Here is a 22,274-nt window from a genome sequence, read left to right as displayed (position 1 = left end):
CCGGATTGAGACTAGAGGACCGCGATTGCCCGCTCAGTCGGCGAAACGGGGGCCGGAAGAATGGTGCTGCCCATCAGGAACTTATCCACCGCGGCGGCGCAGGCGCGGCCTTCGGCAATAGCCCACACAATGAGAGACTGGCCGCGCCCGGCATCGCCGGCCACAAACACTCCCTCGGTGTTGGTCATGTAGTAACCGTCGCGGGCCACATTTCCGCGGCCGTCGAATTCCGCGCTGACCTGCTCGGTGATGCCTGCCGGTTCCGCACCCGTGAAACCAAGCGAAAGGAACACAAGGTCCGCCGGGATGATCCGTTCTGTTCCGGCTTTGGGCAGCCGGCGCCCGTCAACGAATTCAGTCTCGGCAACCTTCACGCCGGTCAGTTTGCCGTCTTCGCCGACAAACTCCACGGTAGAAGCGAGGTATGTGCGTTCGCCGCCCTCTTCGTGCGCGCTGGCAACTTCGAAAAGGGTAGGGAACGTGGGCCAGGGCTGGTTGGTGTTGCGCTCCACCGGAGGCTGCTTGCCGATCGCCAGCGTGGTTACGGAAGCTGCCTGGTGACGGTGCGCGGTGCCCAGGCAGTCCGCGCCGGTATCGCCGCCGCCCAGGATCACAACGTGCTTGCCCTTCGCGTGGATCTGGTCCTCCACGGTCTCCCCCGCAACCACACGGTTGGACGGAACGAGGTAGTCCATGGCGTAGTGGACGCCTTCGAAGTCGCGGCCGGGAATCGGCAGGTCACGGGGCACGGTGGCGCCGGTGGCAACCACCACGGCGTCGTACCGGCGGCGAAGCTGTTCCCACGTCACGTCGGTACCCACGGAAACACCGGTACGGAAGCGGGTGCCCTCCGTCTTCATCTGCACGATCCGGCGGTCCACCTGCTCCTTTTCCATCTTGAAGTCAGGAATGCCGTAGCGGAGGAGCCCGCCGATTTTGTCGTCACGTTCGTAGACAGCCACGGTGTGGCCCACGCGGGTGAGCTGCTGCGCCACTGCGAGACCGGCCGGCCCGGACCCCACAACGGCCACCGTCTTGCCGGTCAGGCGTGTCGGCGGCAGCGGGTTGACCCAGCCGTTCTCGAAGGCTTCGTCGATGATGGAGACTTCAACCTGCTTGATGGTGACCGCAGGCTGGTTGATGCCCAGCACACAGGACGCTTCACACGGTGCCGGGCAGAGCCGGCCGGTGAATTCGGGGAAGTTATTGGTGGCGTGCAGCCGCTCGATTGCTTCCTCGCCCTTGTCCCGCCAGGTGAGGTCGTTCCACTCGGGAATAAGGTTGCCCAGCGGGCAGCCCTGGTGACAGAACGGCACGCCGCAGTCCATGCAGCGGCCGGCCTGGCTCTTGAGGACGCCCTTTTCCTGGGCCTCGTAGACTTCCTTCCAGTCCATGATGCGGACCGGAACGGGACGGCGTGGCTGGGTTTCGCGTTGACGTACTTTCAGAAATCCGCGTGGATCAGCCACCGGTCACCTCCAGGATTCGAGACCATACTTCTTCGCCGTCGGGATCCAGGCCCTCTTCGATGGCGTCAAGACGGGTTTGCAGGACAGCCGCGTAGTCACGCGGCAGCACTTTGGTAATGCGGGCAGCGGTGTCGTCGAAGTTTTCGAGCAGACGTGCGCCCAGAAGCGATTCGGTTTCCTCAACGTGCTTGACCAGGAGTCCGTGCACAATGTCGCGGTCCTCGGCGTCGAGCTCCAGCAGTTTCAGTTCGCCGGTTTCCAGGGCCTGCTTGTTCACGCGGGTGGTCTGGAGGTCCAGGACGTAGGCCGTGCCGCCGGACATGCCGGCACCGAAGTTGCGGCCGGTCCGTCCGATGATAAGTGTCTGGCCGCCGGTCATGTACTCGCAGCCGTGATCGCCGATGCCTTCCACCACAGCCGTGGCACCGGAGTTGCGGACCATGAAGCGTTCGCCGACCTGGCCGCGCAGGAACATCTCACCGCTCGTGGCTCCGTAGCCGATGACGTTTCCGGCGATCACATTGAGCTCGGCCTGGAACACGTTGGTGCGGTCCGGACGGACAATGATCCGGCCGCCGGACAGGCCCTTGCCCACATAGTCGTTGGAGTCGCCGCACATCCGCAGCGTGATGCCGGCCGGCAGGAAGGCGCCCAGCGACTGGCCGGCGGTACCGGTCAGCGTAATGTCAATGGTGTCGGTTGCCAGGACGTCCGTGCTGAATGTCTTGGTCACCACATGGCCCAGCATGGTGCCCACGGAGCGGTCCGTGTTGATGACGTCCACGGCGATCTTCACCGGGCTGCGGTCGCTCAGGGCTTCCGCTGCCATGGCGATCAGCCGCTGGTCGAAGTGCTTGTCCAGCTCATGGTTCTGGCCGGTCAGGTTGCGCAGCGGCGCGTCGTCGTCGAACTCGAGCCCGTGCAGGATCGGATCCAGGTCCAGCCCTTCGGCCTTCCAGTGGTTGATCGCGTCGCGGGTGTCCAGCATTTCGGCGTGGCCGATCGCCTCCTCAAGGGTGCGGAAGCCGAGCTCGCCGAGAATCTCCCGAACTTCCTCAGCGAGGAACTCGAAGAAGTTGACCACGAACTCCGGCTTGCCGCTGAAGCGGGACCGCAGCTCGGGGTTCTGGGTGGCAACACCCACGGGACAGGTGTCCAGGTGGCAGACGCGCATCATGATGCAACCCGAAACCACCAGCGGTGCCGTGGCGAACCCGAATTCCTCGCCGCCGAGCAGTGCGGCGATCACAACGTCGCGGCCCGTCTTGAGCTGGCCGTCAACCTGCACCACCACGCGGTCGCGCAGGCCGTTGAGCATCAGGGTCTGCTGGGTCTCCGCGAGACCCAGCTCCCACGGCACACCGGCGTGTTTGAGCGAGTTCAGCGGCGAGGCGCCGGTACCGCCGTCGTGGCCGGAAACCAGTACGACGTCGGCCTTCGCCTTGGTGACACCGGCGGCAACAGTGCCGATTCCCACCTCGGAGACGAGCTTGACGTGCACCCTTGCGGAAGGATTGGCGCGCTTGGCATCGTAAATGAGCTGCGCGAGGTCCTCGATCGAGTAGATGTCGTGGTGCGGCGGCGGCGAAATGAGCCCCACACCGGGAGTTGAGTGGCGCGTCCGGGCAACCCAGGGGTAGACCTTCTGGGCCATCAGCTGGCCGCCCTCGCCGGGTTTGGCGCCCTGGGCCATTTTGATCTGGATGTCGTCCGCGTTGCTGAGGTACAGGCTTGTGACGCCAAAGCGGCCCGAGGCGATCTGCTTGACCGCGGAACGGCGCTCGGGATCCAGCAGGCGGTCCACATCCTCGCCGCCTTCACCGGTGTTGGACTTCGCGCCCAGCCGGTTCATGGCGATGGCGAGGGTCTCGTGGGCTTCCTTGGAGATGGAACCGTAGCTCATGGCACCCGTGGAAAAACGCTTGACGATGCTGGAGACGGGCTCCACTTCCTCGAGCGGCACGGCAGGGCGCTGCCCGTCCTTGAACTTCAGCAGGCCGCGCAGGGTCATGAGGTTCTCGGACTGGTCGTCAACGCCCCGGGTGTAGGACTTGAAAATGTCATAGCGGCGCTCACGCGTGGCGTGCTGCAGGCGGAAGACCGTCTCCGGGTTGAAGAGGTGAGGCTCACCGTCGCGGCGCCACTGGTATTCGCCGCCGCCAAGCAGGGAACGGTGCGGCTGTTCGATGCCGCCTTCTGGGTAGGCCATCTGGTGCCGGGCCGAAACTTCGGCAGCGATGACATCGAGGCCCACGCCGCCCAGCTGGGAATGCGTGCCGGAGAAGAATTCGTCCACGAGCTCCTGGCCCAGGCCGAGTGCTTCGAACGTCTGGGCGCCGGTGTAGGAAGCCACCGTGGAGATGCCCATCTTGGACATGATCTTCAGCACGCCCTTGCCCAGGCCCTTGATGAGGTTGTACACGCCGTCCTGCGGCGTGACGCCGACAACATCTCCGGTGCTGATGAGCTGCTCCACGGATTCCATGGCCAGGTAAGGGTTGACGGCGGACGCGCCGTATCCAATAAGCACGGCGACGTGGTGCGTCTCGCGGACATCGCCGGCCTCCACCACGAGCGCGGTCTTGGTGCGGTTGGCGCTGCGCAGCAGGTGGTGGTGCACGGCGCTGACCAGCAGCAGCGAGGGAATGGGTGCCCACTGGGCATTGGAATCGCGGTCCGAGAGGACAACGTACTGGACGCCGCGGTTGATGGCGCCGGAAACCTGCTCGCAGATTTCGGTCAGCCTGGCACGCAGGGCGTTCTCACCGCCTTCGGGGCGGTAAAGTCCGCGCACCTTCATGGCCACTTTGTCGCCGTCGGCGCTCTCGATATTGGCGATCTTGGCGAGCTGGTCGTTGTTGATCACCGGGAACGGCAAAGAAATCTGGGGCTGGCGGACCTGCTTGACGTCAAGCAGGTTGCCGTTGGGGCCGATGGCACACGTCAGCGATGTGACGAGCTCCTCGCGGATGGCGTCCAGCGGCGGGTTGGTGACCTGGGCGAACGACTGCACGAAGTAGTCGAAGAGCAGGCGCGGCCGCTTGGACAGCACGGCAACCGGGGTGTCCGAACCCATGGCGCCCAGGGGCTCGGCACCGGTACGGGCCATGGGGCCCAGCAGGATCCTGAGTTCCTCTGTGGTGTAGCCGAATGTCCGCTGGCGGATGTTGACCGAGGCAGCCGTGTGCATCACGTGCTCGCGCTCCGGCAGATCGTTGAGGTCAATCAGGTTTGCCTTGACCCAGTCGGCCCAGGGATTCGCCGCGGCGACCTCGGCCTTGACCTCGGCGTCTCCGATGATCCTGCCGGCGTCGGTGTCCACAAGGAACATCTTGCCGGGGGAAACGCGGCCCTTCTTGACCACCTTGGAAGGCTCGACGTCGATCACGCCCACCTCGGAGGCGAAGATGACCAGGCCGTCTTCGGTGATCCAGTAACGTCCCGGACGCAGCCCGTTACGGTCCAGCGTTGCGCCCACCAGATTGCCGTCCGTGAACGACACCGCTGCTGGCCCGTCCCACGGTTCCATCAGCAGGGAGTGGTACTCGTAGAAAGCACGGCGTGCGGGATCCATGGTGGCGTGGTTTTCCCATGCCTCGGGGATCATCATCATGATGGAGTGCGTGATCGGGCGGCCGGAAAGCCAGAGCAGCTCGGCGACCTCATCGAAGGAAGCCGAGTCGGAAGCACCCGGCGTGCAGATCGGGTACAGCTCCTCCGGCGAATCCCCCAGCAGCGGGTTGGCGAGCTGCGACTGGCGCGCCCGCATCCAGTTCCGGTTGCCCTTGACCGTGTTGATTTCGCCGTTGTGCGCGATGGTCCGGAAGGGCTGGGCCAACGGCCAGGACGGGAAGGTGTTGGTGGAGAAGCGGGAGTGGACAATGGCCAGTTTGGTTTTGAAGCGCTTGTCCGAAAGGTCCGGGTAGAACGGCTCAAGCTGGGCTGTGGTGAGCATGCCCTTGTAGACAATGGTGCGTGAGGACAGCGACGGGAAGTACACGCCGAACTTGTTCTGGGCCCGCTTGCGGATCCGCCAGGCCCTGGAATCGAGTTCGTTGCGGTCCAGCTGCTCGCCGGTGGAAGAGGCAAAGAAGGGCTGCGAAAAGTACGGCATGCAGGCGCGGGCCATGGCACCCACCAGATCGGCGACGATGGGGACTTCGCGCCAGCCGAGGACCGTCAGGCCCTCATCAGCGGCCAGGCCCTCGATGCCGGTCTTTGCCGCATCGGATTCACGCTGTTCTGCGGGCAGGAACGCCGTACCCACTACGTACTGCCCGGGAGCAGGGAGCTCAAACTCGCTGACCGCACGGAAGAATTCGTCCGGCACCTGCATGAGGAGGCCCGCGCCGTCACCGGTGCCTTCGTCGGCGCCCACAGCACCGCGGTGCTCAAGGTTGCGCAGGGCAGTGAGGGCCGCGTCAACGATGTCGTACCCAGGCTCTCCGCGGAGGGTGGCGATGATCGCAAGACCGCAGGCGTCCTTCTCCTGATCCGGGTTGTAGAGCCCACGTGCCTCGGGGAGCGCCGCGAACCGTTTAAACGGTGACATGACGGCGTCCGGCTGGTTCGGCTCGGACCAGCTGGGACTGTGAAGAGTTTGGGTCATGGGAGACGTCCTTCCTCCTGATCGTGCGTATGGAAGGGACAACATTGGCCCCACTCAGAGCGCCGGTGTGACGGGCGCAACAAAGTGTTACTTACTGGAATTGTAGGCCAGCCGGGTCTGCAGAACTAACAGTTACGCGGACCTCTGGCCCGGGCTTGACCGGCCAGCAGCTCTGTGCTGTCCGGGCTGGGCCCTGATGCCACGACGCTGTGGTGACGGGCTCTCCGAGCGGTAACTCTGTGGCCCTGCTTTTGCCGGTACCGGACTACTTGGTACTTCCGGCTTCCGGCGCGGCTCCGGTGGTTTTATGTACCGCTTCCGTTGGGGCAGAAGGATGCCCCGGACCGCTGTGGTTATCAGGGAGATTATCACGCGATTCACTATCTGAGACACCAGAGTCCGCATCCCGGACGGCCTGGCGTTCCGTCGCGGCAGCCGTGCCGTCGGCTGGAGGGTCCGCATCAGCGGGCTCGACGGCGGCATCCGCGGTTGCGTCGTCGTCGTCCTTTTCCTCGACTTCAGCCGGTTCGCGGCCGGGCAGATACGGGCTGTCCCGTTCGGCCCCCTTGCGCAGGCCCAGGACCATAAATACGATCAGGGCCGCCACAAAGACAAAGATGCTGGTCCAGACATTCAGCCGGGTGGTGATGCCGAAGAGGTTGATCTGCTCGGCATCGTCTATCCGCATTGCTTCGATCCATACCCGGCCCAGGGTGTAGTACATCGCGTAGACCCAGAAGAGCCGCCCGCGCCGGAAGTGGAATTTACGGTCCAGCGCCAGCAGGATGACCACGCCCACGATGTTCCAGAGGGACTCGTAGAGGAAGGTGGGGTGGAACAGGGTTTCCGCCGGCATCCCGGCGGGGAAGTTCGCGTTGTCCGCATCAATCTGCAGACCCCACGGCAGAGTAGTGGGGCCGCCGAACAACTCCTGGTTGAAGTAGTTACCCCAGCGTCCGATCGCCTGCGCGAGAAGCAGCCCCGGAGCCGCGGCGTCAAGGAAGGCCGTCAGCTTGAGGCCTGCCCGCCGGCAGCCGATCCAGGCTCCAAGCGCGCCCAGCACCACTGCACCCCAGATCCCGAGGCCGCCGCGCTGGATCTGCGGAATCAGCCCGAGGTCGCCGGTACCGTCAAAGCCGGGACCGAAGTAGGCGTCCGGGGAGGAAACCACATGGTAGAGCCGGCCGCCGATGATGCCGAACGGGATGGCCCAGATGACAATGTCCCACACGCTGCCTTCCGGCGTTCCGCGCCTGGCCCAGCGGACCGATGTCAGCCAGAGGCCGCCAATGATTCCGGCCAGAATGCATAGGGCGTACGCGTGGATCCGCAGCGACCCCCACGGCAGCGGGATATCGAAACCGGACCAGTCCGGGCTCGGAATGCTCGCGGGAACAAGGGCCGCCGCGTGGAGGAGAGTCTGCATTGTTTAGGCTACTTCCCTGGTGAGTCCTGCACTGAGGTCTTTGGTGAGGCCGGCAACTGCCTCCACGCCGCCGTCGCGGATGGCGGCAACCAGCGCCGTTCCCACGATGACGCCGTCAGCGTAGGCGGCGATTTCGCGCACATGCTCGGCGTTGGAAACACCCAGACCCACACACACCCGCTCAGCGCCTGCGGCGTGGGTATCAGCCACCAGCTTCTCGGCGCTGCTGCTGACCGCCTGCCGGGTGCCGGTGACACCCATGATCGAAACGGCATAGACAAAGCCGCGGCTTGCCCCGACGGTCATCGAAAGGCGTTCCGGCGAGGACGACGGCGCCACAAGGAAAACGCGGTCCAGGCCGTACTTGTCGGAGGCCGCAAACCATTCCGCAGCCTCATCCGGGATCAGGTCCGGCGTGATGAGCCCGGCTCCCCCGGCGTCGGCCAGGCGGCGTGAAAATTCGTCCACGCCCATCCGCACCACGGGGTTCCAGTACGTCATGACCAGCACGGCGACGTCCGTGGCTGCCGTGATGCCGGCAACAACGTCAAACACGCTTTCCACCCGGAAGCCGTTCGCTATGGCCTCGGTGGTGGCGGCCTGGATCACCGGGCCGTCCATCACCGGATCCGAATACGGGATCCCGATCTCGATGAGGTCCGCACCGTTCCGCGCCATGGCGATACCGGCGTCGATGGTGGCCTGGACGTCCGGGTAACCGGCTGGAAGGTAGCACACCAGGGCGGAGCGCCCGGCGGAACGTGCGCGGTCGATGGCCGCCGCGGACTTGCTTGCGGTCTGCTCAGTCATCAGTTCTGGTTCCCATCTGATTCAGCAAGGTTTGGCTTCATGGCGTCGGATTCCGCATCACGGGCGTCGGCGATCCGTTCGGCCGGTCCTTTAGGCTTCCGGGTGGAGAGGTTGGTGCCCTTGACGCTGCCGTCTTCATCGAGCATGTCGAACCAATCGGCGGCCGTCTCCACATCCTTGTCGCCGCGGCCGGAGAGATTCACGATCATCACCGTCTCGGACGGGTCGGCTTTTCCCTCGGTGAGCCGCTTCCCCACCTTGATGGCGCCGGCCAGCGCGTGCGAGGACTCGATGGCCGGAATGATCCCCTCCGTCCGGCAGAGCAGCTTGAAGGCATCCATGGCCTCGCTGTCCGTGATGGGCTCGTAGGTCACGCGCCCGATGTCGGCCAGGTAGGCGTGCTCCGGACCAACGCCGGGATAGTCGAGCCCGGCAGAAATGGAGTGCGACTCGATGGTCTGGCCGTCATCATCCTGCATGAGGTAGGAGCGGGCGCCATGCAGCACACCGGGCTTGCCCAGCGTAATGGTGGCTGCGTGACGGCCGGTGTCCACTCCGTCGCCGCCGGCTTCGAACCCGAACAGCTGTACGGACGGGTCATCGAGGAAGCCGTGGAAGACGCCGATCGCGTTGGAACCGCCGCCGATGCAGGCGCAGACGGCGTCAGGCAGTTTGCCGGCCTGTTCCAGAATCTGGGCTCGGGCTTCTTCGCCGATCACTTCGTGGAAGAAGCGCACCATGGCCGGGAACGGGTGGGCGCCCGCGGCCGTGCCCAACAGATAGTGGGTGTTATCAACGTTGCTCACCCAGTCGCGAAGGGCATCGTTGATGGCGTCCTTGAGCGTCTGCGATCCGTTGGTCACTGGCACTACGGTGGCCCCGAGCAGCTGCATGCGCGCCACGTTGAGTGCCTGGCGACGGCAGTCCTCGGCGCCCATGTAGACGACGCATTCGAGCCCCAGCAGTGCAGCGGCAGTGGCACTTGCCACACCGTGCTGGCCGGCGCCGGTTTCAGCGATGACGCGGGTTTTGCCCATCCGCTTGGCCAGGAGGGCCTGCCCCAAAACATTGTTGATCTTGTGCGAACCTGTGTGGTTCAGGTCTTCGCGCTTTAGGAATACCCGTGCGCCGCCGGCATGCCCGGAGAACCGCTTCGCCTCCGTCAGGAGCGAAGGACGGCCGGAATAGTTCTTATTCAGGTCCGCGAGCTGCGCCAGGAAGTCGGGGTCCGCTTTGGCTTTCTCGAAGGTATCCTCAAGCTCGTCCAATGCAGCGATGAGCGACTCCGGCATCCAGCGGCCGCCATAGGTGCCGAAGTACGGCCCCGGAGCGTGGCGCAGGGAATGTCCGCCCTGCAGAAATGCGTCTGCCGCGTTGTCGTCAGCGTTCGCCGAGGGTGCGTCAACCATCAGTCTCACCGTCCTGTTCCAGTTGATAGTTCAAAAACCAGTTCTGCCGGCGTCCACCTGCCGGCAGGTTACGGAGTGACTCCGTGGGAAAGCTTCAGGCCCGTGCGGCGATGGCCGCAGCACCGGCTGCAGTAAATTCGGCGATCCGCTCACGCGGTGTGGAGTCGCTGACCAGCGCCTCGCCCACCAGGATCGCGTTGGCGCCGCTTGCGGCGTAGCGGGTGACGTCCTCAACACCCCGTACGCCGGATTCCGCCACGATCACCGCTTGGGTGGGGATCACCCCGGCGAGGGAGGCGAATAGTGAACGGTCGACGTCGAGCGTTTTGAGGTTGCGCACGTTGACGCCGATAATCCTGGCTTCAGCGGCAACCGCGCGTTCGATCTCTTCAACGGTATGGGTTTCCACCAGCACGTTCATTCCGAGCTCGTGGCTCAGCGCGCTGAACTCCTGCAGCTGGGCATCGGAGAGGGCCGCAACGATGAGCAGGATCAGATCCGCGCCGTGGGCACGGGCTTCCCAGATCTGGTACTCATCCAGGTTGAAGTCCTTGCGGAGCAACGGGACATCCACCCGGGCCCGGACGGCATCCAGATCCGCGAGGGAGCCGTTGAACCGCCGCTTCTCGGTGAGCACGCTGATCACGGCGGCACCGCCGTCGGCATACTGGACCGCCAGGGAGGCGGGGTCAACGATCGTGGCGAGATCGCCCTTGGAAGGGCTGCGCCGCTTGATTTCGGCGATCACCTTGAGCTCGTCGCGCCGGTCGGAAGGGCCGCCAAGGGCGGCCCAGGCATCGCGGGCAGGCACAGCGGCCGCGGCCCGGTCTTTCAGCTCGGCAAGCGAAACGAGGCGCTTCCTGGCCTCCATATCCTCCTTGACACCCGCGTTGATGTCATCGAGAACAGTCACCGTTAGTGGCCGGAGTTGTTCAGCTTGCTGCCGCCCACGCCGTAGCCGGCCTTGCGCATGACATAGCCGGCGATCAGACCGATAACCATGACGACCGCGCCGGCAATGAAGATGGGCGTATTTGCAATCACGAAGGCAATCGATGCGATGAGTGCGCCGACCAGCATGACGATCACGCAGGTCCAGGCTGCCGGGCTGTTGCCGTGGCCGGGGGCTTCGCTGTGATCGACGCCCTGATGGGCTCCTGCCGCAATGGCGGACTTGGACGCGGGAACAGTGGCTTTGCTCATGGAAATCTCCTCAGGATGAATACTGCTTACATTCTGCCATTTTTTGGCCGTGCCTTGCGTATCGGCCAGCCGTGGACGAAAGGGGCCGCTCAGGTGGGATCGTCACCGCGTGAGAGCCTGTCCCAGCTGTCGATCTCATCAACGGGACCAGCCGGTGCCGGTGCGCTGCCGGCGGCTGTGGCGTCGTACCTGGTCCGTGTCTTCCAGTGGCGTCCAGCAGGAATGATCAACAGCCCGCTGAGCGCCAACAGTGAACCGGTGACGACGGCGAGGGACGGGAACGCCGTAACTGTCACCTGGACGTTGCTTCCCGTGATGCCGGTGGCGGCTGCAATCGAGCCTTGGGCGGCCGCCAGCGGATCAGTCAGAACCGTGACCGCTGCTGTAATGATGCCGGCCGATGCCAGGACAATGATGGCGGTGATGATCCACCGGGCAATGCGTCCGGCGATGGAGGCGGCAAGGCCTCCCGCCAGGGCCGCCAGGGCAAGGGCCGTGACCGTTGTGGCTGCCTTGCTGCCCTGTACCTGAAGACCGTTTTGGCCAGCGGCCGCCTGGCCCAGCTGCTCGGGATCCAGATGCACGTCCATCCACGTCTGGGTGGTTGTGCCGAACACTGCCAGTGCAAGGAGGGCGATTCCAAGGACGAGGGTTGATTTGCGTGCCCAGGCCGGTGTGCCGGCGCCGCCGCGGACTTTCCCGGCCGTTTTTCCCGAAACGGCACCGTCCGAAACAGGATTTTCCGAAACCGGCATTATGCCTCCGTCTTGCGGGAAACTGAGTCCGGCACCGAGTCAGCGGTGATGTTGTGCAGCGAGCCTGCCGTATGTACGGCATGGAGCGGCGCTGCCGCCTTGTTGACGGTCTCCTGCGCCTCCGTCGGGTTGTTGGAGTCAGCCACAATGCCGCCGCCGGCCTGCACGTACGCGCGGCCTTCGCGCAACATGGCGGATCGGATGGCGATGGCCATGTCCATATCACCGGCGAAGTCCAGGTAGCCCACCACGCCGCCGTAAATTCCGCGGCGGTGGGGTTCCAGCTCGTCCAGCAGCCGCAGCGCCCTGGGCTTCGGCGCGCCCGACAGGGTGCCGGCCGGGAACGTTGCCTTCAGGACGTCGTAGGCGTTTGCGCGGGGGGCCAGTTTGCCCACCACGGTGGAGACCAGGTGCATGATGTGGCTGAAGCGCTCCACCTCCATGAACTGCGTGACGTCCACCGTGCCGGCCACGCAGACCTTGGAGAGGTCGTTGCGGGAGAGGTCCACCAGCATGAGGTGTTCGGCGCGTTCCTTCTGATCCGCCAGCAGCTCCTCGGCCATTGCCTTGTCTGCTTCAACGGTCCTGCCGCGCGGCCGTGAGCCGGCGATGGGGTGCGTGATGACTTCTTCACCGGTCACCGTCACGAGCGCCTCAGGAGAGGAGCCCACAATGGAGTACTCGCGGCCGTCCGCATCCGCAAGGCTGAAGATATACATGTAGGGGCTCGGGTTGGTGTTGCGGAGCACACGGTAGACGTCCAGTGGCGACGCGCCGCACTCCATTTCGAAGCGCCGGGAAATGACCACCTGGAAGACTTCGCCGTCCACGATCGCTTCCTTGCCGCGGTCAATGGCGGCCAGGTAGGACGGTTCGTCCCAGCGTTCCTGCACACTGGAGGCGAAATCCAGGGCGGCTGTTTCCAGAACGGACACCGGCTGCTCCACAGGAGTGCTGACGCGTGCCAGCAGCGCTTTCACACGGGCCACGGCATCAAGCCAGGCTTCATCCACGCGGTCTGAACTGCCGTCAAAGTTGATAGCATTGGCGATCAACAACACGGTGCCGTCCATGTTGTCGTGGACAGCCATATCAGTCACCAGGTTCAGGGCCATTTCGGGCAGGTGGAGATCATCCTCGGGCGGGCTGGTGAGTTTCTCCCAGTGCCGCACGGTCTCCCATCCCAGGAAGCCAACCAGGCCGGAGGTGAACGGCGGCAGACCTTCGAACCGCTCGGTGCGCAGCGCCTCGATGGTGTCGCGGATGGCATCCACCGGACTCCCGTCCACCGGCACTCCCGCGGGCGGCTGACCGAGCCAGTGGGCCTGCCCGTCCCTGGTGGTGAGGGTGGCGCGCGATTTGGAGCCGATGAAGGAATAGCGGGACCAGACTCCGCCCACCGCCGCTGATTCCATCAGGAATGTTCCGGGCTGGCCCTGGGCGAGCTTGCGGTAGAGGCCAATGGGCGTTTCGGCGTCAGCCAGCACCTTGAGCGTGACAGGTATGACGCGGCTGTGGCCGGCGAGTTCCCGGAACTCTTCCAGGCCCGGACTGATGATTCCAAGGTCCTGCATGGCTATGGTTCTCCGCCTGTTCTTGTGTGGTGCCCGAAGCTGGGAATGAAGGGTGGATCCGGTTCAGCGGGCGGATTCAGCCGGCGTGACCGATTTCGATGTCGATGCCCCGGCCGTCGAAACACGTCCGGGTTCCGGTGTGGCAGGCCGCGCCCACCTGATCGACGCTGACAAGGAGGGCGTCGCCGTCGCAGTCCATTGCCAGTGATTTAACCCACTGGACATGGCCGGACGTGTCCCCCTTGCGCCAGTATTCCTGACGTGACCGGGAGTAAAAGGTGACTCGGCCACTGGTCATGGTGCGGTTCAGTGCCTCGTCGTCCATCCAGCCCAGCATGAGAACTTCATGGGTGTCGAACTGCTGCACAATCGCCGCCACCAGGCCGGCACTGTCACGCTTGAGGGCGGCGGCGACCCCGGCGGGAAGCGGGCTTCCGGTCAGTGCTGTACCGGAGCTGGGGGCGGGGGCGGGCTGCTCAGACATCAGATCAAGTCTAGTGCCTCTCCCAGGCGCGGGGATCAGTGTGAAGAACAGCACGAAATCGGCGGCGGTTCCACTGCGCAACTCCTGCGGTCTCGTGCTAGTTTCACAAGTGATGCATTTCGTCGATCCGTCCCGAGAATTTTTGGCCGAAACGTTGTTGGCGGCCGGCCCTGACTCCCCCACGCTCTGCCGAGGGTGGCGCACCAGGGATCTGGCTGCGCACCTTTACCTTCGGGAACGGAAGGCGGCTGTTCGACTGGGGCTCGTGATCAAGAGCCTGGCCAAGGCTTCGGACAAAGCCACCGCAAAACTGGCAGCGAAGCTTAAGACCGCGGACGACTTCACGGAGCTCGTCAACACCTTCAGGTCCGGCCCTCCGGTGCTCTCACCGATGAAGATCAGGGCGCTGGATGAGAGCTCCAACCTGATCGAATACTTTGTCCACACCGAGGACATCAGGCGCGCCGTTGACCGCTGGGCTCCCCGTGCCCTTGACGAAGCCTATTCGGACGCGCTGTGGGACGAACTAATTAAGCGCGCCGCCATCCTGTACCGGGGCGTTGACCTGGGGATTGTGCTGGTACGCCCCTCCGGCCCAAGGCATGTGGCCAAGCGCGCTCCGGTTTCGGTGGCCATTGTAGGGGAACCCGGTGAGCTGCTGATGCACGCCCACGGTCGAACACGGCATGCCCTGGTGACGTTCGAAGGCCAGCCCGATGCCGTAGCCCTGCTGCAGTCAGCCGAAGTCGGTCTCTAGACAGCAACGCGGGGTCACTTACGGCCCAAAAACCTGCGTTGGACCGGCCGTAAGTGACCCCGCGTTCGGGGAATATCAGCGAACTTTGAAGCCTGCTTCGCGGATGGCGTTTTTGACCTCCGAGATCATGCTGTCCGGTCCGAAGTGGAATATCGAGGCAGCCAGCACCGCATCCGCACCGGCCACAACGGCGGGCGGGAAGTGTGCTGGCTCGCCGGCACCGCCGGACGCAATGATCGGGACGCGAACGGCAGCCCGCACCAACCGGATCAGCTCCAGGTCGAAGCCGTCTTTGGTGCCGTCGGCGTCGATCGAGTTCAGCAGGATCTCACCGACACCGCGGTCAGCCGCTTCCCTGGCCCAGGCGATGGCGTCGATGCCTGTCCCCTGCCGGCCGCCGTGGGTGGTTACTTCAAAGCCCGACGCCGTGGGCTCGGATCCGGGGCGGGTGCGGCGGGCATCAACGGACAACACCAGGACCTGGGATCCGAAGTGGCGCGTGATCTCGTCGATGACGCCAGGCCTGGCCACGGCAGCCGTGTTGATGGACGCCTTATCCGCGCCGAACCGCAGCAACTTGTCCACTTCAGCCACTCCGCGGACACCGCCGCCCACGGTAAGCGGGATGAAGATTTCCTCCGCGGTCCTACGGACAACATCAAAGGTGGTTTCCCTGTTTCCCGAGGAAGCCGTCACGTCCAGGAACGTCAGCTCGTCCGCGCCGGCGTTGTCGTACCGGTGCGCGAGTTCAACGGGGTCCCCGGCGTCGCGGAGTCCTTCGAAGTTGATGCCTTTGACCACACGGCCGGCATCTACGTCCAGGCACGGAATGACGCGTACGGCTACAGCCATGACTTCTCCTGAATTGGCGGTGACTACTTGAGTGGGAGCGTGGCTTAGATGCGGCAGGCGTGGATGCTGCTGACCAGAATGGCGCGGGCACCGAGGTCGTACAGCTCGTCCATGATCCGGTTGGTTTCCTTTTTGGGCACCATGGATCGGACGGCAACCCAGTCGGAATCACGCAGCGGCGATATCGTGGGAGACTCCAGGCCGGGGGTCAGGGCGGCACCCTGCTCCACGAGTTCCTTGCGGATGTCGTAGTCCATCAGGACATACTGTCGTGCCACCAGGACGCCCTGCAGCCGACGGATGAGAACCTCGGCTGCAGGATTCCGTTCGCCCTTGCGCCCGATGAGCACGGACTCCGAACGGAGGATCGGATCACCGAAGATCTCCATGCCGGCGGCCTTGAGGGTATTGCCGGTTTCAACGACGTCGGCAATCGCGTCCGCGACGCCCAGCCGGACCGAGGACTCCACGGCGCCGTCCAGCCGGACCACCTTGGCGCTGATGCCCCGTTCCGCGAGGTAGTCGCGAAGGAGACCGTCGTAACTCGTGGCCAGGCGCTTTCCTTCAAGCTGTTCGACGCCCGTGAAGTCACCTACGGGGCCGGCGAAACGGAACGTCGACGCCGCAAAACCGAGCGGCAACAGTTCCTCCGCCTCCACCTGCGCGTCCAGCAGCAGATCGCGGCCGGTGATGCCGACGTCGAGCGTTCCCTGCCCGACGTAGACGGCGATGTCACGGGGCCGCAGAAAGAAGAATTCGATGTCATTGTCCGGGTCCACCATCACCAGCTCGCGGGTGTCGCGGCGCTGTCGGTAGCCGGCCTCGGACAGCATGGCGGAGGCGGCTTCGGACAGGGATCCCTTATTGGGTACGGCTACTCGCAGCATGGAAAAGTCCTTCTAGGTTGGGAAGTCTATGGATCAGGCAATCGGGCCACGCATTGCACCTGCAGTTCCGGGCGCCGGATTTCTTCGGCGGGAACAGGTGCGGTCGTGGCTAGAGATGCTTGTAGACGTCTTCCAGGGTGAGTCCTTTGGCGAGCATCAGGACCTGCAGGTGGTACAGCAGCTGGGAGATTTCCTCCGCAGCGGCTTCATCGGATTCATACTCCGCAGCCATCCATACTTCGGCTGCTTCCTCCACGACCTTCTTGCCGATGCCGTGGACTCCGGACTCCAATTCAGCGACGGTGCGGGAGCCTGCCGGACGGGTGGCCGCTTTCTCACTCAGTTCAGCGAACAGCGTCTCGAAATTCTTCACGCCCTCCAGCCTACTTGCTCGCGGCCGGAGGGCGCCTGTCCGCCCGCTGCATGACGGCCCCCATGTGAGCGAACACACATGTTGTTCCGGTCGGGCTGAACTGGCTGGGTTGCCGGCTTCAATGCTGGTTGCACTGCTAGGTGTACTGCCGGAGCAGAACTGCCGTTGCGAGGGCCGCTGTGACGGCCTCATGGCCCTTGTCTTCAGAGGATCCCGGCAGCCCGGCCCTGTCCAGGCCCTGCTCCTCGGTGTCACACGTCAGCACGCCGAAGCCGACCGGAATTCCCGTTTTGACGCTGACATCCGTCAGCCCCATGGTTGCCGCCTGGCACACGTAGTCAAAGTGCGGGGTTCCACCACGGATGACGACGCCGAGCGCCACCACCGCGTCGAAGTGCGGGGCCAGCCGCGCGGCAGCAACCGGGAGCTCAAAGCTGCCGGGCACCCGTAGCACTGTCGGTTCGTTAATGCCGGCGTCCTTCGCGGCGCGCAGTGCGCCGTCCAGGAGCCCGTCCATGATCTGGGTGTGCCAGCTGGCAGCCACGATGGCCAGCTTCAGCTGCGACGTTTCCGCCGGGCTGAGGGTGGTGAGGTCGATGTCAGGTGCGCCGTGTCCGCTCATGTAATGATCCTTGGTCCGTTCAGTCTTGTTCGTGTTCGAAATTGTCTTGTGCCGTGCCAGCCACGCCGGCCGCCTGGGTGTCCAGGGTCAGCCGGTGGTCCATGCGGTCTTTTTTGGTCTGCAGGTAGCGGATGTTCTGGTCGCGTGACGGCACCTCGGTGGGTACCATTTCAACGACCTTCACCCCTGCCTTGGCAAGCCGGTTCTGCTTGTCCGGATTATTGCTCAGCAACCGGACCTCGTGCAGACCCATTTCAGCGAGAATCTGGGCAGCGGCGTTGTAGCAGCGCGCATCCACGGGCAGGCCCAGCTGTTCATTGGCCTCCACCGTGTCAAAGCCGGCCTCCTGCAGCGCGTAGGCCTTGATTTTGTTGGCCAGCCCGATTCCCCGGCCCTCCTGTCCGCGCAGATACAGGAGAGTGCCGCCAAATTCCTCGATCATCTCAAGGGCATAGGCCAGCTGCTCACCGCAGTCGCAACGGTACGATCCGAAGACGTCACCGGTGAGGCATTCGGAATGAAGCCGTACCAGGGGCGCTTTGCCGGCCTCGGGCGCGTTCGGTGAACTGACGGCAAGGTGCTCGGCGCCGGTCACCAGGTCAGTCCAGGCCTGCGCCACGAAATCGCCGAACGCGGTGGGGAGCTGCACTATGGGTCCGCCGCTGACCGGGTGCTTGACCCGGAGGTTCGCCACGTGGCCGGGGTTGCCGGCGTTGCTGTGGGCTTGGGAAGCCGTCATCGTTTCTCCTCTACTCCTTCTGGACCAGCTGCCGGGCTGCCCGGCTGCGCGGACTGCCGGGCACTGGTTTCCAGATGTACCACCAGGTCCTCAATCGAGATCAGGGGGCAGTCATGCTCTGCAGCAAAACGGCGCAATCCGTCCAGTCGCATCATTTCACCATCGTCGTACACCAGCTCTGCAATCACGCCCACTGGCTCAAGGCCGGCGAGCCGGCAAAGGTCCACGGCCGCTTCGGTGTGGCCGGGGCGTTCACGCACTCCTCCGTTAACGGCCCGCAGCGGGAAAATATGCCCGGGCCGGGTGACGGATGCGGGCCCGCTGCCGGGATCCGCGAGGATGCGGGCTGTCAGTGCACGGTCCGTGGCGGATATTCCGGTACTGACACCCACGGCAGCGTCGCAGGAAACCGTATAGGCAGTGCCCTTGGCGTCCTGGTTTACTTGAACCATCGGTGGCAATGCCAGGGCATCGGCGCGGGCGCCGTCCAGGGGAACGCAAATCACACCGGAACTGTACCTGATGGTCCAGCCCATGAGGGCAGGGGTGGCATGCTGGGCTGCAAAAATGATGTCGCCTTCGTTTTCCCGGTCCTCGTTGTCCACCACCAGGACCGGCCGGCCGGCGGCCATGGCCCGCACGGCGTCCTCGATCGGATCGAGCTTGGCCGCATCCTGCTGCGCCGGATCCAGCCGGGCTGCGCCGCTCACTGGGCGTCCCCTGCGGCCGAAGCGCCGCCAGCCGCTGTCCCGCCGGAAATCCCGCTGGTAAAGGACAGCAACCGCTCGGTGTATTTGGCGAGCACATCCACCTCCAGATTCACCCTGCTGCCTGCTGACTTTGCCCCGAGTCCGGTCTCGGCGAGCGTGGTGGGGATCAGGCCCACTTCGAACCACGGGGCCGTTTCCGCAGCGGGGCTGACCGCTGTGACCGTGAGTGAGACGCCGTCGATCGCGATTGAGCCTTTTTCAGCGACATAGCGGGCCAGTCGCGGCGGCACGCCGAACCGCAGCCGGTCCCAGTTACCCTTGGCCTCGCGCTCCAGAAGTTCCCCGACGCCGTCGACATGCCCCTGGACCACATGACCGTCCAGGCGTCCACCGGCCGGAACGCAGCGTTCGAGATTCACCGCGTCACCGGCCGCGAGTTCGCCCACGGTGCTGCGGACAAGGGTCTCCCCCATAACGTCCACGCTGAAATCCTTGCCGTCGATCTCCGTGGCCGTAAGGCACACGCCGTTGACGGCAATGGAGCCGCCAAGTGCCAGGCCTTCCGTGGTGCGCGGGGCACGGAGACGGACGGTGGCGCTTGAGTCACCGTTCCTGTCGACTGACAGGACTTGTCCCTGCTCGGCAATAATTCCGGTAAACATCAGTGGCCTCCCATGGCTGTGCCCGCCGCTGTGCGGGACTGTATTGAATCAAATGACGTTGTGTCTGGCGTGCTTGGCTTTGTGGCGTGGGCATCAGCCGGCTCAGGGCGCAGATGCAGCCGCAGGTCCCGGCCCAATGCCTGGACGGCGCCCCCGGAGGCCGGATCCCATTCCCATCGCTGGGAGTGTTCCAGGGTGGTGATGCCCAGGCCATTCAGCGCAGGGGTTCCGGAGCCAAGCAGGGTGGGTGCAAGATACACAATGAGCTCATCCACCAGTCCGGCTGCGAGGAACGAACTAAGGATCCTGGAGCCGCCTTCCACCATGACATGCCGTACCCCGGCGGAGAACAGCAACGCCAAAGCCTCGTGCGGATCGCGGGTGGGCAGGTGGAGGATCCGGCCGTCGTCGCCGTGTATGGCTGCATCAGCCGGAATTTCGCGGAGGCCCATCACGGCACGCAGCGGCTGTTTACCGGCGGCTTCCCCGGATGCACCCCGCGCTGTGAGCCGCGGATTGTCCACGAGCACAGTCTGCGTGCCGACGAGAATGGCGTCGATCCTGCCGCGGAGGGCGTGATTGTCCGCGAGCGATTCCGGGCTCGAAATCCATTGGCTGGTCCCGTCCTCGGCCGCTATGCGGCTGTCCAGGGTCTGGGCGATGTGGAGCGTCACAAACGGCCGCTTACTATCAACGGACTGGAACCATTGGCGGTTCAGCACACGCGCACGGTCAGCCGCCAGCCCGCTCCGCACCTTGACTCCTGCGGCGCGGAGGGTTGCGGCCCCTCCTGCCGCAGGATCATGTGGGTCGTCAACGGCATAAACAACATTGGCGATCCCGGCGTCGATGATTGCCTGAGCGCAGGGGCCGGTGCGTCCGCAGTGATTACAAGGCTCCAGGGTGACCACCATGGTTGCTCCGGCCACGTCCACTCCGCCGATCCGTGCCTGCGCGATGGCATCGGCTTCGGCATGGGCGGTACCCGCGCCGCGGTGATAGCCCGTCACCAGATGCCGGCCATCGAGACTTACGACGGCGGCCCCCACCAGGGGGTTTGCACCGCGCGGCCCCAGCAGGGCCGCTTCGAGCGCGGCATCCATCGCGGCTACTTCGGCCGGGCTGAACGTTTCCTCTGGTATTTCTGTCACTGGGTCACCGCCGGATCCGGGAAAGCCGTTTCCACGGTCACAGGGTTTTCCGCTGTTGCGGTGCCGTTGTTCTTCGAGGCCCGCCACCAGACAAAGAACCCGGTCAGCGTGAAGAAGCCGTAGAAGAGGTACATCAAGGCACTTGCGTAGTAGCCGGCGCTGAACAGCAGCGGCACTCCCACAATGTCCACGGCCACCCAGACGAGCCAGAATTCCGTCCAGCCGCGTGCCATGCCGTATGTGGCGAGTAGCGATCCCATGAACGTCCAGGCGTCGGCCCATACCGGCGGGTAGGATCCCAGTGAATCAAAGAGCGGCGTCAGTGCGGCTGTTCCGGCCACCAACGCGAGGACAAGAACCAGCCTGGTGCTGTTGCTCGCCCAGCGCGGCGCGATGGCGGTGGAGGATCCGGCGGAGTCCCGGCTTTGCTGCCAGCGGTGCCAGCCGTACAGAGCGACCGCGATAAACATGACCTGGCGGCCGGCCTGACCCCAGAGGGTTGCCGGGGTTGCCGAGCCGAAGACGTTGCCAAGGAAGACTGTCAGGAGCAGAAGATTGCCGGCGATGCCCACCGGCCAGGCCCAGACCCTGCGGCGCATGCCGCCCACGGCACTTGCCAGGCCGAAAATATTTCCAAGCACTTCGCGAAGAATAAGCGCAGACCCACCAACCGGGATCTGTGCTTCGAAGAGCCATCGCAGAAAGTCCATGTGCGTGTGTCGTTCCTTCCCTCAAGAACCGCGATGGCTCCGGGGGTATACGACAGCGCAATGCTGCGGCGTCTACAGACACCGCAGGTATAGCTGTACGTGCTTCTCTCATCCAGACTTTAACTGTCGGTACCGGAATTCCACCGGTTCAACCGTTCGCCGGGTCCTTTCCTGGGAGGGAAAGCACCGGCTTGCGGGTCGCGGACTATAACCGCCGGTTCGGACTTACACCGACCCCGGAGCACGTATTGTGTGTTGCTATTCTGACACAACCCACTGCCTGGTCAGACTATTCCCGGCGCTCCGGCGAGTACTTCCGTAACTTTCGCCTCGGTGACGTGGTTCTGCCAGCTAGCGGCCCTGCTGGCTGCCTGCCTGCCGCAGGCGTTCAATCGCTGCCGCCGGATCGTCGACGCCGTACACCGCAGATCCCGCGACAAAGACGTTAGCTCCGGCTTCGGCTGCCCGGAGAATGGTCTCTTCCGTGATGCCGCCGTCCACCTGCAGCGCCACTCCGATCCCCGACCCGTCGATCGCTGCCCTCGCCCGCCTGATTTTCGGCAGCGTCAGGTCCAGGAACGACTGGCCCCCGAAGCCCGGTTCCACGGTCATGATCAATAGCATGTCCAGCTCGGAGAGCATGTCCAGGTACGGCTCAACGGCGGTGCCCGGCCGCAACGCCATTCCTGCTTTGGACCCTCGGGCGCGGAGCTCGCGTGCCAGTTTTACCGGCGCAATGGAAGCCTCGGCGTGAAAGGTCACCGAGGCAATGCCTGCATCTGCGTATGCGGGTGCCCAGCGGTCGGCATCTGCTATCATCAGGTGCGCGTCGACCGGCACCGGGCTGACAGCCTGAATCCGCTGGACCACCGGCAGACCGATCGTCAGATTGGGAACAAAGTGGTTGTCCATTACATCCACGTGCACCGCGTCGGCGTTGCTGATCCTCTGTAGCTCAGCCTGGAGGTTCACGAAGTCGGCGGAGAGGATGCTCGGGTTGATGCAGCACTGCGGCATATCTGGACCTTTCATGTTTTTTGGTGGAGCTGCGATTCCGCTGGATCAGGGCTTC

Annotated in this window: 21 protein-coding genes and 1 riboswitch; of the genes, 1 reads left to right on the top strand and 20 read right to left on the bottom strand. The window is 64.4% G+C overall.

Annotated features, from left to right (window positions below; all coding sequences use genetic code 11):
- Positions 1 to 11: 11 nt before the first annotated feature.
- The 10 genes from V3C33_07445 to hisI all read right to left on the bottom strand — a co-directional run bounded on the left by V3C33_07445 (position 12) and on the right by hisI (position 13,739).
- Positions 12 to 1,469 (bottom strand): glutamate synthase subunit beta, encoded by a 1,458-nt coding sequence (locus V3C33_07445; GenBank protein XAS69084.1) that lies wholly within the window; start codon positions 1,467 to 1,469, stop codon positions 12 to 14.
- The gene (gltB, locus tag V3C33_07440) at positions 1,462 to 6,078 is read right to left on the bottom strand and encodes a glutamate synthase large subunit (protein XAS69083.1); all 4,617 of its coding nucleotides are present in this window, start codon (positions 6,076 to 6,078) and stop codon (positions 1,462 to 1,464) included. Before gltB ends, V3C33_07445 begins: the two co-directional genes overlap by 8 nt.
- 265 nt (positions 6,079 to 6,343) lie before the next feature.
- Complete coding sequence (gene lgt, locus V3C33_07435; protein XAS69082.1) at positions 6,344 to 7,504, bottom strand: prolipoprotein diacylglyceryl transferase; 1,161 nt, start codon at positions 7,502 to 7,504, stop codon at positions 6,344 to 6,346.
- A gap of 3 nt (positions 7,505 to 7,507) precedes the next feature.
- Positions 7,508 to 8,314, bottom strand: coding sequence for a tryptophan synthase subunit alpha (gene trpA / locus V3C33_07430; protein ID XAS69081.1), 807 nt, complete (start codon positions 8,312 to 8,314; stop codon positions 7,508 to 7,510).
- Positions 8,314 to 9,723, bottom strand: coding sequence for a tryptophan synthase subunit beta (trpB, locus tag V3C33_07425; protein ID XAS69080.1), 1,410 nt, complete (start codon positions 9,721 to 9,723; stop codon positions 8,314 to 8,316). Before trpB ends, trpA begins: the two co-directional genes overlap by 1 nt.
- A 94-nt stretch (positions 9,724 to 9,817) precedes the next feature.
- Positions 9,818 to 10,636 carry an indole-3-glycerol phosphate synthase TrpC gene (gene trpC, locus V3C33_07420; protein XAS69079.1) on the bottom strand — a complete coding sequence of 273 codons (819 nt, stop codon included), beginning with the start codon at positions 10,634 to 10,636 and terminating at the stop codon, positions 9,818 to 9,820.
- Positions 10,637 to 10,638: 2 nt separating this feature from the next.
- Positions 10,639 to 10,926: an HGxxPAAW family protein gene (locus V3C33_07415; protein XAS69078.1), complete on the bottom strand. Its 288-nt coding sequence runs from the start codon at positions 10,924 to 10,926 to the stop codon at positions 10,639 to 10,641.
- Between the two features lie 89 nt (positions 10,927 to 11,015).
- Positions 11,016 to 11,681: a Trp biosynthesis-associated membrane protein gene (locus tag V3C33_07410; GenBank protein ID XAS69077.1), complete on the bottom strand. Its 666-nt coding sequence runs from the start codon at positions 11,679 to 11,681 to the stop codon at positions 11,016 to 11,018.
- Positions 11,681 to 13,255 (bottom strand): anthranilate synthase component I, encoded by a 1,575-nt coding sequence (locus tag V3C33_07405; GenBank protein XAS69076.1) that lies wholly within the window; start codon positions 13,253 to 13,255, stop codon positions 11,681 to 11,683. Before V3C33_07405 ends, V3C33_07410 begins: the two co-directional genes overlap by 1 nt.
- A gap of 76 nt (positions 13,256 to 13,331) precedes the next feature.
- Positions 13,332 to 13,739, bottom strand: a complete 408-nt coding sequence (gene hisI / locus V3C33_07400) for a phosphoribosyl-AMP cyclohydrolase (GenBank protein ID XAS69075.1) — start codon at positions 13,737 to 13,739, stop codon at positions 13,332 to 13,334.
- Positions 13,740 to 13,851: 112 nt separating this feature from the next.
- On the opposite strand from hisI, the gene V3C33_07395 reads away from it, so the two are divergent.
- Positions 13,852 to 14,496: a TIGR03085 family metal-binding protein gene (locus V3C33_07395; protein XAS69684.1), complete on the top strand. Its 645-nt coding sequence runs from the start codon at positions 13,852 to 13,854 to the stop codon at positions 14,494 to 14,496.
- A 75-nt stretch (positions 14,497 to 14,571) separates the two neighbouring features.
- Here V3C33_07395 and hisF read toward each other — a convergent pair whose 3' ends face one another.
- From hisF to rpe, 10 genes are all read right to left on the bottom strand, one after another.
- Entirely contained in the window at positions 14,572 to 15,348 is a 777-nt protein-coding gene (gene hisF / locus V3C33_07390; GenBank protein XAS69074.1) for an imidazole glycerol phosphate synthase subunit HisF, read from the bottom strand.
- A 44-nt stretch (positions 15,349 to 15,392) separates the two neighbouring features.
- A complete protein-coding gene (gene hisG / locus V3C33_07385; protein XAS69073.1) occupies positions 15,393 to 16,235 on the bottom strand; it encodes an ATP phosphoribosyltransferase in 843 nt (280 codons plus the stop codon).
- 109 nt (positions 16,236 to 16,344) lie between these two features.
- The gene (locus tag V3C33_07380; GenBank protein ID XAS69072.1) at positions 16,345 to 16,608 is read right to left on the bottom strand and encodes a phosphoribosyl-ATP diphosphatase; all 264 of its coding nucleotides are present in this window, start codon (positions 16,606 to 16,608) and stop codon (positions 16,345 to 16,347) included.
- Positions 16,609 to 16,744: 136 nt separating this feature from the next.
- Positions 16,745 to 17,230, bottom strand: a complete 486-nt coding sequence (gene ribH / locus V3C33_07375; protein ID XAS69071.1) for a 6,7-dimethyl-8-ribityllumazine synthase — start codon at positions 17,228 to 17,230, stop codon at positions 16,745 to 16,747.
- 19 nt (positions 17,231 to 17,249) lie between these two features.
- A complete protein-coding gene (gene ribA, locus V3C33_07370; protein ID XAS69070.1) occupies positions 17,250 to 17,969 on the bottom strand; it encodes a GTP cyclohydrolase II in 720 nt (239 codons plus the stop codon).
- Positions 17,966 to 18,679: a 3,4-dihydroxy-2-butanone-4-phosphate synthase gene (gene ribB / locus V3C33_07365; GenBank protein ID XAS69069.1), complete on the bottom strand. Its 714-nt coding sequence runs from the start codon at positions 18,677 to 18,679 to the stop codon at positions 17,966 to 17,968. The genes ribA and ribB overlap by 4 nt, the downstream gene beginning before the upstream one ends.
- Complete coding sequence (locus V3C33_07360) at positions 18,676 to 19,341, bottom strand: riboflavin synthase (protein XAS69068.1); 666 nt, start codon at positions 19,339 to 19,341, stop codon at positions 18,676 to 18,678. Before V3C33_07360 ends, ribB begins: the two co-directional genes overlap by 4 nt.
- Complete coding sequence (ribD, locus tag V3C33_07355) at positions 19,341 to 20,444, bottom strand: bifunctional diaminohydroxyphosphoribosylaminopyrimidine deaminase/5-amino-6-(5-phosphoribosylamino)uracil reductase RibD (GenBank protein XAS69683.1); 1,104 nt, start codon at positions 20,442 to 20,444, stop codon at positions 19,341 to 19,343. The genes V3C33_07360 and ribD overlap by 1 nt, the downstream gene beginning before the upstream one ends.
- 44 nt (positions 20,445 to 20,488) lie before the next feature.
- On the bottom strand, positions 20,489 to 21,202 hold the full coding sequence (pnuC, locus tag V3C33_07350; GenBank protein ID XAS69067.1) for a nicotinamide riboside transporter PnuC: 714 nt from the start codon (positions 21,200 to 21,202) through the stop codon (positions 20,489 to 20,491).
- A 95-nt stretch (positions 21,203 to 21,297) separates the two neighbouring features.
- Positions 21,298 to 21,451, bottom strand: a riboswitch (FMN riboswitch).
- A gap of 102 nt (positions 21,452 to 21,553) precedes the next feature.
- Positions 21,554 to 22,219 (bottom strand): ribulose-phosphate 3-epimerase, encoded by a 666-nt coding sequence (rpe, locus tag V3C33_07345; protein ID XAS69682.1) that lies wholly within the window; start codon positions 22,217 to 22,219, stop codon positions 21,554 to 21,556.
- Between the last annotated feature and the right edge of the window lie 55 nt (positions 22,220 to 22,274).

This window comes from Micrococcaceae bacterium Sec5.7 (assembly GCA_039636785.1).
Classification (GTDB): domain Bacteria; phylum Actinomycetota; class Actinomycetes; order Actinomycetales; family Micrococcaceae; genus Arthrobacter.
The sequence above is the reverse complement of the archived record's forward strand: the minus strand, read 5'-3'. Positions and strand labels throughout refer to the sequence as shown.

Excerpts from the sequence above, each read along its gene's own strand:
- gltB (XAS69083.1), bottom strand. The coding sequence starts at position 6,078 with ATGACCCAAACTCTTCACAGTCCCAGCTGGTCCGAGCCGAACCAGCCG.
- lgt (XAS69082.1), bottom strand. The coding sequence starts at position 7,504 with ATGCAGACTCTCCTCCACGCGGCGGCCCTTGTTCCCGCGAGCATTCCG.
- trpA (XAS69081.1), bottom strand. The coding sequence starts at position 8,314 with ATGACTGAGCAGACCGCAAGCAAGTCCGCGGCGGCCATCGACCGCGCA.
- trpB (XAS69080.1), bottom strand. The coding sequence starts at position 9,723 with ATGGTTGACGCACCCTCGGCGAACGCTGACGACAACGCGGCAGACGCA.
- V3C33_07415 (XAS69078.1), bottom strand. The coding sequence starts at position 10,926 with ATGAGCAAAGCCACTGTTCCCGCGTCCAAGTCCGCCATTGCGGCAGGA.
- V3C33_07410 (XAS69077.1), bottom strand. The coding sequence starts at position 11,681 with ATGCCGGTTTCGGAAAATCCTGTTTCGGACGGTGCCGTTTCGGGAAAA.
- V3C33_07405 (XAS69076.1), bottom strand. The coding sequence starts at position 13,255 with ATGCAGGACCTTGGAATCATCAGTCCGGGCCTGGAAGAGTTCCGGGAA.
- hisI (XAS69075.1), bottom strand. The coding sequence starts at position 13,739 with ATGTCTGAGCAGCCCGCCCCCGCCCCCAGCTCCGGTACAGCACTGACC.
- V3C33_07395 (XAS69684.1), top strand. The coding sequence starts at position 13,852 with ATGCATTTCGTCGATCCGTCCCGAGAATTTTTGGCCGAAACGTTGTTG.
- hisF (XAS69074.1), bottom strand. The coding sequence starts at position 15,348 with ATGGCTGTAGCCGTACGCGTCATTCCGTGCCTGGACGTAGATGCCGGC.
- hisG (XAS69073.1), bottom strand. The coding sequence starts at position 16,235 with ATGCTGCGAGTAGCCGTACCCAATAAGGGATCCCTGTCCGAAGCCGCC.
- ribH (XAS69071.1), bottom strand. The coding sequence starts at position 17,230 with ATGAGCGGACACGGCGCACCTGACATCGACCTCACCACCCTCAGCCCG.
- ribA (XAS69070.1), bottom strand. The coding sequence starts at position 17,969 with ATGACGGCTTCCCAAGCCCACAGCAACGCCGGCAACCCCGGCCACGTG.
- V3C33_07360 (XAS69068.1), bottom strand. The coding sequence starts at position 19,341 with ATGTTTACCGGAATTATTGCCGAGCAGGGACAAGTCCTGTCAGTCGAC.
- ribD (XAS69683.1), bottom strand. The coding sequence starts at position 20,444 with ATGGATGCCGCGCTCGAAGCGGCCCTGCTGGGGCCGCGCGGTGCAAAC.
- pnuC (XAS69067.1), bottom strand. The coding sequence starts at position 21,202 with ATGGACTTTCTGCGATGGCTCTTCGAAGCACAGATCCCGGTTGGTGGG.
- rpe (XAS69682.1), bottom strand. The coding sequence starts at position 22,219 with ATGCCGCAGTGCTGCATCAACCCGAGCATCCTCTCCGCCGACTTCGTG.